The following is a 13,448-nucleotide window of genomic DNA, read 5'->3' as shown; positions in this document are numbered from 1 at the left end:
TTGGCAAATTGAGTAAGGAATATTAATGAAAAATACCGCAAGTTTGAGCCACTTATTGCCTTTTATTCTGCCTTATAAGAAGCAAATATTTTTTGCCAGTCTGGCCCTTATCGTAACTGCAGGGGTGACTTTAAGTTTAGGGCAAGGTGTTAAGTATCTTATCGATAATGGTATTGCATCAGGTTCGAGTGAGGCCTTGTTAGATAGCATTGCCATCTTCTTGGGTTTGGTTGGCTTATTAGCATTAGGTAGCTTTATTCGATTTTTCCTTGTGTCTTGGATTGGCGAAAAAGTCGTCGCCGATTTGCGTAAAGCAGTATTTTCTCATTTGATTAATTTGCACCCTGCCTTTTTTGAAGAGCAAAAAAGTGGCGAAATTCAATCTCGCATTACCACAGATACCACGCTTTTACAGAGTGTGATTGGCTCTTCTGTTTCCATTGCTCTGCGTAACATTTTGATGCTGATTGGTGGCTGCGTGCTCTTGATGGTGACCAATGCCAAGCTCACCTTTATTGTGCTTTTGAGTGTGCCTTTGGTAATAGTACCTATTTTATTTTTTGGCCGTAAAGTACGTAAACTGTCTCGTGATACGCAAGATGAAATCGCCAAAGTCGGTGGTCATGTTGGCGAGTCTCTTCGTCACATCAAAGTCGTGCAAAGTCATAACCAGCAAAACCATGATATCGGGCTTTTCTCTAATGTGGTCGAGCGTGCTTTTAATGTCAGTGTGCAACGTATTAGGCAAAGAGCCTTGCTCTCAGTTGTGGTCATCGTACTTTCTATGTCGGCCATTGCGGCCATGTTGTGGGTCGGTGGTAACGATGTGATGCAAGGGCGCATCACAGGAGGCGAACTTGCTAGCTTCTTGTTCTACGCCATTATGGTGGCCGCAGCGGTTGCAGCTATTTCCGAAGTAATGGGGGAACTACAGCGTGCAGCAGGGGCTGCTGAGCGTTTAATCGAACTGCTACATACCCCTAATAAAATTCCCCCAAATGCTGATACGCCAACACAAATTGAAGATGTGCAGGGTACTGGACTCGGTGAAGAAATGATTCGTTTTAATCAGGTGGATTTTGCGTATTCAAGCCGAGCTGATAAGGCCATTAGCCAGCTAGATTTAAGCTTATGTAAAGGAGAGAGAGTCGCGCTTGTGGGGCCATCGGGAGCGGGTAAATCGACCTTGTTAGAGCTCTTATTACGTTTTTATGATGTGGACTCTGGGGCTATCAGTCTATTAGGGCAAAATATTCGTCAGCTTGGCTTAAGTGCTTTGCGTGAAAATATGGCTATCGTGCCGCAACAGGCCGCCTTATTTGATATTAGTGTGGCGCAAAACATTGCCTATGCAAGACCTGATGCTGGTATGGAAGACATAGTTAAAGCGGCTAAAGCGGCCTTTGCCCATGACTTTATTATGCAGTTACCACAGGGGTATGACTCAGACCTTGGTGAAAATGGCGTTAAGCTTTCCGGTGGTCAAATGCAGCGCATCGCCATTGCTAGAGCGATTTTAAAAGATGCGCCAATCCTATTATTAGATGAGGCAACCAGTGCCCTAGATGCGCAAAGTGAGCACCATGTGCAGCAGGCACTTGAGCATTTAATGCAAGGACGTACCAGCTTGATCATCGCCCATAGGCTATCTACCGTGGTAAATGCTGATCGTATTGTTTTAATGGAGCAAGGTAAGCTGGTGGCTCAAGGTACTCATGCTGAGTTGTTAGAAAACTCACCGCTTTATGCCAAGTTAGCCAAGCTGCAATTTCAGCATGGCTAAGGGCTAAGGGCTATGGGCTAAGTGCTTATGCTGAATGATGATTAGATCTGGATAAGAAAGACACTGGCATAAGCACAATCGAGAGTATCTTTTGTTAGGCTGACACCTTGGGTTGAGAACAAGAGCTTAGTATCTGTGGCAAATGGGGTAACAGGGATACTCAAGGGGTTATTACCACGGTAAAAACCTAACCAGAGCCTGTCTAAACTGCCAGTGTCGTTGCACCTTTCAAGAATCAGTGAGATAAAATCTCGGTCTTTTAAATGCCAATCTTCATGCGACATTGGCTCATTGTTTTCATTGAGCCAAATGACCTTGTCTTTAATGTTATGGTTAAACAGTTCATCATCTTCTAGTCGACATTCGGCCAAGATAGGGTGCTGTTTTCTTAAGGCGAGAAGCTGGCTGATTTGGTTTTCTAATAAGGTTCGCTTGGCTGATGTCGTCCAGTCTAACCAAGCAATTTCATTATCTTGGCAATAAGCGTTGTTATTGCCCATTTGCGTATTGGAGAGTTCATCGCCTGCTAAAATGTGAGGCGTACCTTGGCTTAAAAGGAGAGTGGCGATCAAACAGCTTTGTTGGTTGAGCCGTTGCAGATTAATCTCTTCATCGATTGTTTCTCCCTCGTGGCCGAAGTTTTGGCTAATGTTTTCCCCATGACCATCTTTGTTGTCTTCCTTATTTGCCAGATTATGGCGCTCTTGGTAACTCACCAGATCATGTAATGTAAAGCCATCGTGATAGCTCACATAGTTAATCGATTGTAGGGCACTTTTATGGCCCTTATGGAAGGTGTCTCGAGAGCCCATAATGCGTGTAGCAAACTCTTGTACTTGGGCTTTGTCTCCACGCCAAAAACGTTTGATATTGTCTCTGTATTTATCATTACATTCTAAAAAAGCCTGGGGGAACTGACCGAGTTGATAGCCGTTTGGCCCTATGTCCCATGGCTCAGTAATTAAGCAGGCATTTGAAATAATCGGATCTTGTAACATGGCATTGAGTAAAGGCGCATTGATGTCGAAGTCATGTTGGGTGCGACCTAGATCGACCCCAAGGTCAAAGCGAAATCCATCCACGCCCATGATCTCTAACCAATAGCGCATGCTGTCCATAATCAGGCGAATACTAATTGGTTGATAAGTATCAAAGCAGTTGCCACAACCTGTGAAATTTAGGTATTCACCCTGTTCTGAACGATAGTAGCTTTTGTTATCTATGCCCTTAAAACTGATGCAAGCTTGGTGGCGTTCACCCTCATATGTGTGGTTATAGACCACATCGAGAATCACCTCGAAACCTGCTTTATGTAAGCCCTCTACCATGAGTTTGAATTCGGCTACTGGGTCTTCAAGTGCGTATTCAAAGTCAGGTGTAAAAAAGTTTATTGGGTTATAGCCCCAAAAATTTTTCAATCCCAGTTGTTTTAATCGCATTTCACTGGCAAAGGCAAAACAAGGCAGAATTTGCAAGCTAGTGACACCTAAGCTTTTAAGGTGGGCCAAACTTTCAGGTTCGATTAAACCTAGGTATTTGCCTTTAAGTCTGTCAGCAATATTAAGTTGTTGGGTGAATCCTTTAACATGAAGTTCGTACAGACAACGACTTTCCGCTTTTACTGGGTTTAATAGAGGATGCAGAGCCTTTTGATCTTTGCTAAGAACGATAGACTTAGGTACACAATGGGCTGAATCTGATGTGTTGATTTGCTTATCTTGCGTCAAGGTATTTTGATCAGGATGCCAGTGAAGCTTGTCGCTAAGTTGCTTAGCATAAGGGTCGATTAATAATTTTTGAGTATTATAAAGGTGCCCTTCTTCAGGGTTAAAGTGGCCTTTGACACGATAAGCATAGCGCTGTCCTAGCTTGATTCCCTTAATTTCACCATGCCAGATACCTTGGCTTTTTTGGTTTAAGGCGATCTGCTCTTCTTGCATTTCAGCTTCATCAAATAGGCAGAGTAGAACTTGTTTGGCGTGTTTGGAATAAACGGCAAAGTTCACCCCTTGCTCTGTGAGTGTTGCGCCTAAAGGAAAGGGTGCACCTTGTGTTTGAACAAAAGCGGTTTGCGCTGGCATCTGGTGTTTAACCTGTCGTCTGTATGAATAGCTTGAAGTTTAGCCCTTGTTAGCTAGCTAACAAGGGGAGGTTAGTATGTTTAAAATAACGCGTTTTAAGCTAATAGTTTCTTAATTTAAGCGCTATGCTTGCCAAAGGCGGCACTTGCACACTTAGGCTATATGCTTTGCCATGACTTTCAATATCTTGACTCTTGATCTGCTGATTAAGGGCATAATCACTGCCTTTATAGTTAGCATCGTCTGAATTAAAAATCACCTCGTATTCCCCCTCAACCGGAACCCCAATGCGGTATTCAGGGTGTGCAGTGGGCGTAAAGTTTACCAAGACGACAATGAGCTCATCTGTGTCTTTTGCTTTTCGAATAAAGCTTAAAATACTGTTGCCACTGTCATCATAACTAATCCACTCAAAGCCTTGGTAGTTATGATCATATTGTAAGGCAGGCTCACCTTGATATAGACGATTTAAGTCACGGCAAAGCGTCTGCTGAGCCTGGTGATAATCTATCTCTAAGAGGTGCCAATCTAAGCTTGATTCGTGGTTCCATTCTCGTCCCTGGGCAAATTCGTTACCCATAAAATTAAGCTTTTTACCCGGATGAAAATACATATAAGCGGTAAAGGCTCTGAGGTTAGCGAACTGTTGCCAAGTATCTCCAGGCATCTTGCCTAACATAGAGCCTTTACCATGGACCACTTCATCATGTGACAAAGGCAATACAAACTGTTCATCAAAGGCATAGGCTAGGGAGAAGGTCATTTCTCCATGGTGATATTGACGATGGATTGGGTCTTTAGCAATGTATTGAAGAGAATCATTCATCCAGCCCATATTCCATTTAAAGCCAAATCCCAAACCGTCTAAATAGGTAGGCTTTGAAACACCGGCAAAGGCGGTTGATTCTTCGGCAACGGTAAAGCAACGAGGATGGTTTAAGTAGATGGTTTCATTTAAGCGGCGTAAAAAACTAATGGCTTCATAGTTATGATTACCCCCATCAACATTGGGTATCCATTCGCCTTCTTCACGGGAGTAATCCAGATATAGCATAGAGGCAACCGCATCGACTCGTAAGCCATCAATATGGAACTCTTCTAGCCAGTAAACCGCATTACTGATCAGATAGTTGACCACATGCTCTTTACCAAAATCATAAATTAGGGACTGCCATTCAGGGTGGAAGCCTTTTCTAGGGTCTGGGTACTCGTATTGTTTATCCCCGTCAAAATTGGCAAGCCCATGGCTGTCCGCCGGAAAATGCGCAGGCACCCAATCGACAATCACACCTATTCCTGCTTGGTGGAATTGATCGACTAAATATTTAAAGTCATCCGGGTTGCCAAAGCGTGATGTTACCGCATATAAGCCCACAGGTTGATAGCCCCAGGAGCCATCAAAAGGGTGCTCAGAAACCGGTAATAACTCCACATGGGTATAGGCCATGTCTTTCACATATTGCACTAATTCTTCAGCATGCTCTTGAAAACTTAAGGATTGACCATGCTTTTTGCGCCAAGAGCCAAGATGAACCTCATAGATGCTCATGGCAGTATTGTAGTGATCTGGCTGCTCTTGATCCATCCAGCCATCGTCTTGCCAAAGGTAGTTTTGGTTATCCCAAGTGACACTGGAAAAGGACGGATATTGCTCTATTAATCTGGCATAAGGGTCGGTTTTATGAGGGATGAGTTCTCCGTGTTTATCACGGATTTCAAATTTGTATTTTTGCCCTGTTCCCACATCTGGAATAAAGAGTCGCCATAAGCCTTCGCCACTACTTGCCATAGGGTGAGCGCGTCCATCCCAAGCATTAAAATCACCTACCACACTAATTGAGCGAGCTGCTGGGGCATAAACACAAAAGCGAGTACCATCAATCTTGAGCGTGTCATTGATTTGGCAAGACGCAGGGTTCGCACCCTGATTGAGGTACAAGGTTGCACTATGGTGTGGCACATCATTAAAGGTGGTATCGGCAAACTGGTAAGGGTCTAATCTAACTAATTCATGATCATGGTATTGGATCTTAAGACGATAGTTAAAGCGCTCGGTAAGCGTTGGCCAATGAATGGAGAAAAGGCCATTATTTTGGTTACTGACCATGGTTCCTAGCAAGGTATCTTCATTTAGTGCCAAGACCTCAATGCCAATGGCACCTGGTTGCCAAACGGTTAAACTCAGGCCTTTTTTATTCGCTAAGGAATGAAGCCCTAGGCAGGCAAAAGGGTCTGCGCAGCGGGCTTGTTGCAAGTCATCTAGTAAATCCATTTCGTTCTCCAATCAATTAAGCCTGTTTTAGTGCTTATGCTTTTACGTCTAGCCAGCTTTATTTTGTTTGCTCTTAGTTTTCTTAAGCCGCTTATTTGATAGCGCTAAGCGGCTTTATGCTAAGAGAAACAGTTATTCACTTGGCTTGTAGAGTCGCCACAGAAACTAATAAATATTGGCAAACCCTACTCGGGGCTAACTGTGCAAACTCAATTAAGGCTGCGTTTTCCTCTTCGGCTAAATCATAATCATGATGGCTATTTTGGCGCACAAACTCTTCTACACAATGGCTAACGATAAGGGGTAAATTAACTTCATCGGCAAAATAACAATCTGGGTGGGCTTCGCAATACAGCAAATAGGCATTTAAGGCTTCAAATATGAGGCTTTTATACCAGCTTGGATGAATGTCATAGGTGAGACTTTCAATTAACAGGGTAAAGGTGTCTTCCCCCGCCGTCATGGATTTCAGGGTAAGTTGGCAATCCAATACGGTATTACTTTGTTTATCGCCAAAAATAATCCGTTCTGAGTGTTTCAGACCGGACCAAATTTTATTTAAAAAGCTTTCGGGTAACTTGGTGATCATGCCTTGTTCTAAGCGCCAATCAAACCAATCCAAGTCACTCATATCAGCATCATTTTCGATATTCTCAGAAGGGAAGCTTTTACCATAGGATAAGCCAGACATGCCTTTATTATGGGCTTGATGTCTTTGGTCTAATACTCGCTCAAAAATGCGATAAAGCTGATGAGGTGAAAGTTGAGCCAAGGTTAAAAATACATCTTCTCCCTCATCCATGCCCGCTTGTTTGGCACAAAGTAGGGCGAAATGGTGCAGGCGTATGGTACGTACACCATTAAAATAATCAGGCTTGGCCCGAATCAGTACACCTGCAATAGAAATGAGCTCATGATAAATCACTTTAGCAATAGGGCTTGGCGAAATATGATCGAGCAATTCAAAAATTTCATTTTGATGCAATGGTTTACGTATGTGTATTTCTGCCTTGTGGGCTTCTCCTAAAATGAGTTGGCGCTGTCGCACTGTAATGTCGGCGATATAAGTCGCAAGATCTATGGTGGGTTGCATAACAATGGCAAAGAGTTGTCTCGCTGCGCTCCAGTTTTCATGTAATAGGGCTTGGGTATAAACCGAGTCCAATACCTTATATGCGGTAATTGCAGGAGAGCTAAAAGGCATGGTTTGAGCCAGTGCTTGGCGTTTGTGCAGCTCTAATAAACAATCTACTGCCAAGGTCATGTTTGGCTTCTGGTTAAGCAGCAACAGTAGCTCATCGTTGGATTTAAGAAGCAAGGACATGGAAGGAAATTCATTGCCATCCTGCGTCACAGGCCAAGGGGCTTTATGTAAGCTGAGCTTGGCGCCCAAAGCATGGGAGCTTGGGCCTTCTAAGTTAATGCTTCGACGTATACCAGACTTAAAGGCATTTTTGGCAGACTGAGGGAAGACCTCATAATTTTCTACTTCATGGTTTTGCAATTGGCGTAAAAACTCAAACAATTGCTTGCTATGTTTCATGCCGGTAACGGCATCATCAATAAAGAGGGTGAAAACCGCGTTACCCGGGTAGTACCAGTGTTCATTAATGCTGTCTAACTCATTGCAGATGTAATCTTTAATGAGGTCTGGATCTAGCTTACGATAATCTTTATCTTCATTTTGAATCCAAGACAAGCAGAGGTAGTTTTGCTCATTGATGCAAAAGAGCTGAGAGGTTGCCATGCTGTTCAGCGCCCTTGAAGGACGACCACTTAACCCCAGTGTATGGGATGCCCCTAAGTGACGATAGGTGTCAACGAGTTGGTCACAGCTCATGACCTTTAAAGGAGCAATTTCATCTAAGGTTTGACATAAAACACCCGCTTCAATCAAGCGAGCCTTAGTGGCTTGCGTTTGCGCCAAAATGACCATGGATGTTTTAACGGGTAGCTTTTGGTGTTGTCTTGGGTGCAGCCCTATGGGGTCTAAATCTCTGGTGGTGATTAATTCTTCATCTAGCATTTTTCCTACTAGATAAAGACTTTGAGCCCATACTAACGGCAAGTTGTCATTCGCCACACGGGTCTGAGAACCTGGTTTTTCTTTTTCAGCTTGTACCTTATCAAAAGGCACATAATAGAGCTCAGGTAGCAGCATTTGGCCATCTTTTTCTATCATCAAGCTTTCTAGCTTACGGCGATAATGGTTGGCGCTTTCCCAGTCTCGTGCGAACAGGCGATCAATGTATAAATAGGTGAAGAAGAGTGGCCACTCGGATTCGATATGCTCAAAGTTAATCAGTTCATCATATTCATAATAAATACGGTTTTGGTCCTCAAGGGCTACTTGGTGACCATCAAGTAAGAAGCGTTTACATCCATATTCTCCGCCTAATTTATCAATGATCTCATGACGGGTTTTACGGGCAAGCTTGATATCTCTCACGGCAAAAGCAGGGAAGCTAATAATGCTTAATAAGGCGCTATCCACTTCTTTTGAACGGGATTCTTTAGGTAATAGGGAGGCAAGCACGGATGAGGCTCTGGCAACCGCATCAGCAAAAGAATGAATCTCAGCCCACTTAGGGCCATCATCGCCAAATAAGTTGAGTCCATCCAAGGCTTCCATGGCGGCTTTCGCCATGCCCACAGAACTGGCGTTAATCTCTGCCTTGCCATTATTGACCTTATTACCGCGTTCCCAAATACCGTAATCAGGCGTGCGATAGGTTCTGGAAATATAATAAATAAGATTCTGAACAAAATTGACTTCATCTTTGGAGAAAATGATTTTAGAGCCCGCTTTTGTCATTTGTGCCAGCATTAATAAATAGAAGCTGGTGGCGTCAATTTGCAAGTGGCCCCAAGCATCATCCGCAACGGCTTCTAGACCCGTTTTAGTGTCATATTTTGCATGTAGAGCATCGGCTGGGTCGAGGCTGTGTTTAAAGGCTTCTACCTTGCGAGTTTGACGCATCATGGCTGACAGTAAACCACGCATCATTTTGATACATGAATGTTCTAATTCGTAGGCACGCTTTTGTGGATTGCCATTGCGCTTATTGGCAAGGTAAAGGGCCCAAATAGCTTGTATGCTATAGACATTATCCCTTACCCAAGCGTCCGTGTAGTTACCATGGTTATTAATACTCGTACTGGCTGGAAACAGTCCGGTGACCGGATGTTGCCTTGATAAAATAACCTGATTGATATGTTGGTAAAGTGATTCGAGTTTATCAGGTATTACAGACGTCATTAATAATTTCCTTTGATTTGAGAATAACGTTAAAGGTTAGTAAATCGCCGAACTTAAAGTGCTATTTGTGAACTAACTACTTGTTCCTCAACATGCTATTTATAGGCTAAAGGTGTTTCAAAAATATGTTGAAAGCGTATTTAATCGTTATTCTTGTGTAATCAACTATACCTGTGCCCACAAACTTGGGTAAAGGATAAGATTGTTAAGTTGATAAAATGCGCTAAAGTGCTGCCAAAATAGCTTCAGGAACCTGCGAATAAGTCACCTCTTCTCAGTCTTATCAGAAAAAGAGTCAAACAAGGCGGCACTTTGCGTTTATTAATAGAAAGCCATTGTAGGTACCGTTCAATAAGGGACAACCAAGAGTGACATTTTTTCTGAAATGCCGCTTAGGTATTCTTCAAAGACCCGAAGGGCGTGGTCTAAAAGCCCTATCTTTAGGTTGAGGACCTTATCAATAGAATAACTATTAAGTTGCGCCCCTCGCCATAAATCTAGTTGCTTTTATCCACACGCTGAGGCGGGAGGACTTATTCGCAGGTTCCTTAAACACCAGGCTAACTTCTTGATGTTCTTCGCTTCTATCTGTTATGCAATATTTATGACAAGCTGATTAGGAAAGGGCAATAACATCAATGCGTAGGGGGGAATCTAAGGGTAAACCTAAGACAAGCCTAAGAAATCGAGCTGTATTAGCTAGAATAATGCTAATACAGCCCAGAGACGACTCATTTATTTTACGCTTAGTTAGGTTGAAAACTCAGAAATTAAGGTGCGTAACTGATTCGCGCACTCTTTTAGTTCAAGAATGTTCTCTCCCATATTTTTATTATCTTGTGAGGTTTCTTCGGTAACGCCATTGATATTGGTGATATTGCAACTAATGGCTTCGGCGACTTGAGTTTGCTCATTTGAGGCTAAGGTGATTTGCTGGTTTAAATGGGAAATTTCCTTAATACCTTGAGTAATTTCTGAAAAACTATCACCTGCTTGTATCGCTTGTTCTGCCCCTTCTTGAGCCAGTGTTTGAGCTTTTTCCATGACATCAACGGTAGATAAGGTTTGATTTCTTAAGCTTTCTATCATGTCTTGAATTTGCACTGCTGAGCCTTGTGAACGTTGGGCTAGCTGCCTGACTTCATCAGCCACGACGGCAAAACCTCGACCTTGTTCGCCAGCTCTAGCGGCTTCAATGGCGGCATTAAGGGCTAAAAGATTGGTTTGGTCTGAGACCTGACCAATGACATCAAGGACAGTTTCAATTTCCATCACATTTTTTCTAAGTTGATGGATTTCACTCGTGGCATGGGCAACATTTTCAGCCAAGCCTTTTATCTTGTCATTTGATCTGGTGATAATGGCCAACCCTTGCTTGGATTGTTGCTGTACTTCTTGGGCCTTGTTATTGGCAATGTCTGAAATATCGTTCGCTTGTTGTGCGCTAGCTGCCATTTGTAACATGGCGCTGGCGGTATGCTCAGTTTCTTTTAATTGGGTTTCAACCCCTTGGGTTGTCTTATCACTGATCTGGTTGGATTCAATGACGATATGATCTAGCTGGGAACTTGAACTGCCTACTTTATCAACGATTTGTTGGAAAGTGCCCATCATTTGGTTAAAGGATGAGGCCATGATGCCCAGTTCATCTTTACCACTAAAATCTACTCGACGGGTAAGATCACCTGATTCAGCCACGCCCAACATGATGTTTTTGAGGGTAATAACACGTGAAGTGACTAAATAAATAATGAAGAGTGCAGTGCCACCTATCAAAAAGGTGAGTAATAAAACCGCGATGCCAAAGCGGGCTAAGTTATTAAAAAAGTGATGATGAAGGGTGTCCAGATAGACCCCAGTGCCAATAATCAGATGCCAAGGTTTAAACTCTTTAACATACGCATTCTTGGCTGTAGGCTCTGTTTCGCCCGCCTTGGGCCACATATAATCAACAAAACCTGCTCCCTCTTTTTTGATCACCTTTAAAAACTCCTGAAAGACCATGACGCCATTTGCATCTTTAAATTGGCTCATATCCTTCCCTTCAAGGGCTGAGTTAATCGGATGCATTAACATGGTTGAGTTCATATCATTGATCCAAAAGTACTCAACTTCTTCATAGCGTAAAGCGCGAATGGTTTCAAAGGCAGCTTGTTTAGCAAGCTCTGGATCTGTGCCATTTTTCATCGCCGTTTGATAGTAATAATTTAAAGTGCTGTGAGCCACTTCAACCAAGTCTTTGGTTCTATCTTGTCGATCTTGAAACTGGGTCATATATAAGGAAAAAAGAGAAACAGCGATCAAGGCAGAGGTGCCGATCGACATGAGGCCTATGATGGCCCATAACTTGTATCGTATTTGAATATCATTGAGAGCATTAAGCATGTTTCTTCCTACTTGTTCTGTTGCACTAGAGAAACTAGCGAACATATTTCTAGGTTAAAAAGTGAATCACCTATAAGTAATTCTTATTTCTAACCACAAGCTTACTGGTATGTTTGAGCCAAGATTTGATATGAATCAAGCTAAACGCCTTCTCTTATTAACTAGTGATTTTGTGAAATGAAATGGCAGTTACATAAAAAAATCTTATATCTGATATGTTAACTAAGTTCTTTATTTATTAGAGATGCTAGTATGGCGCGGTCTTAATTTACTGCTTAACACTATGGAATATTTATACCTAGCACTGACTGCTTTTTTAAGCGCCACCTTGTTACCAATGGGCTCTGAAGCCTTATTGCTCCTATATGCCCAAGACGAGGGGTTATCTATTATTGTTTTAGCTGTAGTGGCGAGTGTGTTTAATACTTTAGGTTCTTGTGTTAATTGGTGGTTAGGTTGTTACCTTGAACACTTTCAGCAGAAAAAGTGGTTTCCCGTCTCCCAAGCTCAATTAGTAAAAGCCCAAAATCACTTTAATAAATACGGTAAAGTGAGTCTGTTATTTGCTTGGCTGCCGATTGTTGGAGACCCGCTTTGTTTTGTGGCGGGCTTGATGCGAGTGCATTTTAGTTATTTCCTGATTTTGGTGTTTCTTGGTAAATCCTTACGCTATGGCATGCTGTTATTTTTGCTGACGTAAGCTTAAATTCGTGTTTGATCAAGATTTATTCTCATTAGAGTGGTTTTTTTTAATGACGTTAAAATTTATTACCGCTAGAATCATGATTAAGAATTGAACGCTGATACGCTAAGGAATTGACGTGAAACTAGAATTTGCTGCTACCTCGACTCAAAAACTAGCCAAATTTTCTGCTCTTGCAGCCGTGGTTGCGGCTATACAAGGCTGCTCTATGTTTGCGCCAGCAGGCAGTGTCGTTGAAACTCAAACCGTGACGGTTGAGCAACAAATGGCTCAACAGCTTGCCGAATGGGAAACTATGAGGCCAAAAATTGATGATGCACTTAAGCTGGAAGCTAAGGTTGCTGAATTAGAAGCTGAGATTGCAGAACTGCAGTCTGAAAATGCAAGCATGGCTGGCAGTAGTATGGCTAAGCCTGAAGCGGCTGAAAGTATGTCCATGACACAAGAAATGACTGCTGACAAAATTAAAGCCAAGGTCGCACCTTTACGTGAAGATCCTGTGGTGGCAAAAATGAATAAAATTGATGCCGAAGATCTGATGATGACAGATCTTGAAATGAGCCTAATGGAAGAAGCACAAGCCGAAGATGCCATGGCAAGAAAAGCACCTAAGGAAACATCACCTAATGATAACTATGTGCGTGCTGAGTTCATGAAAGACGCTGCATCTTCTGCGCGTAAGAAAACACCGGGCGAGTATGGTTTACAGTTAGTGTCGCATCGCACAGAAGCGAGTGCCAATAGGGCTTGGTCTCCTATTTCGACTAAATTTAGAACCTTATTAGCAGGTAAAGAGCCAGTGATTGAAATGGCAACAGTGAAAGGTAAGCAATACTACCGTCTTAAAGTTGGCCCTTATTATGATAAGAAAATCGCCGTTGATACCTGTAAACAATTGGTATTAAGTCATCAGGATTGTCTTGTTAGTGATTATTATGGCGAACCCTTCTAAGCAAACTAGCTAA

At 42.6% G+C, this 13,448-nt stretch carries 7 protein-coding genes; 3 read left to right on the top strand and 4 right to left on the bottom strand.

Annotation, left to right across the window (positions count from 1 at the left end; all coding sequences use genetic code 11):
* The first annotated feature begins 25 nt into the window (after positions 1-25).
* Complete coding sequence (locus MED121_RS03040; protein ID WP_009832129.1) at positions 26-1,783, top strand: ABC transporter transmembrane domain-containing protein; 1,758 nt, start codon at positions 26-28, stop codon at positions 1,781-1,783.
* Between the two features lie 41 nt (positions 1,784-1,824).
* Here the strand turns inward: MED121_RS03040 and glgX are convergent, their stop codons facing one another.
* From glgX to MED121_RS03020, 4 genes are all read right to left on the bottom strand, one after another.
* The gene (gene glgX, locus MED121_RS03035; protein ID WP_009832128.1) at positions 1,825-3,864 is read right to left on the bottom strand and encodes a glycogen debranching protein GlgX; all 2,040 of its coding nucleotides are present in this window, start codon (positions 3,862-3,864) and stop codon (positions 1,825-1,827) included.
* Between the two features lie 100 nt (positions 3,865-3,964).
* A complete protein-coding gene (gene glgB, locus MED121_RS03030; protein WP_009832127.1) occupies positions 3,965-6,136 on the bottom strand; it encodes a 1,4-alpha-glucan branching protein GlgB in 2,172 nt (723 codons plus the stop codon).
* A 136-nt stretch (positions 6,137-6,272) separates the two neighbouring features.
* Complete coding sequence (locus MED121_RS03025) at positions 6,273-9,395, bottom strand: glycoside hydrolase family 15 protein (RefSeq protein WP_009832126.1); 3,123 nt, start codon at positions 9,393-9,395, stop codon at positions 6,273-6,275.
* A 750-nt stretch (positions 9,396-10,145) separates the two neighbouring features.
* On the bottom strand, positions 10,146-11,780 hold the full coding sequence (locus MED121_RS03020; protein WP_036178603.1) for a methyl-accepting chemotaxis protein: 1,635 nt from the start codon (positions 11,778-11,780) through the stop codon (positions 10,146-10,148).
* 283 nt (positions 11,781-12,063) lie between these two features.
* Between MED121_RS03020 and MED121_RS03015 the strand changes: the two genes are divergently transcribed.
* Both MED121_RS03015 and MED121_RS03010 read left to right on the top strand, forming a co-directional pair.
* Positions 12,064-12,480, top strand: a complete 417-nt coding sequence (locus tag MED121_RS03015) for a YqaA family protein (protein ID WP_009832124.1) — start codon at positions 12,064-12,066, stop codon at positions 12,478-12,480.
* Between the two features lie 121 nt (positions 12,481-12,601).
* Positions 12,602-13,435, top strand: coding sequence for an SPOR domain-containing protein (locus MED121_RS03010; RefSeq protein ID WP_009832123.1), 834 nt, complete (start codon positions 12,602-12,604; stop codon positions 13,433-13,435).
* The last annotated feature ends 13 nt before the right edge of the window (positions 13,436-13,448 follow it).

This window comes from Marinomonas sp. MED121 (assembly GCF_000153025.1).
GTDB lineage: Bacteria > Pseudomonadota > Gammaproteobacteria > Pseudomonadales > Marinomonadaceae > Marinomonas.
This window is presented reverse-complemented; position numbering and strand designations above follow the sequence as displayed.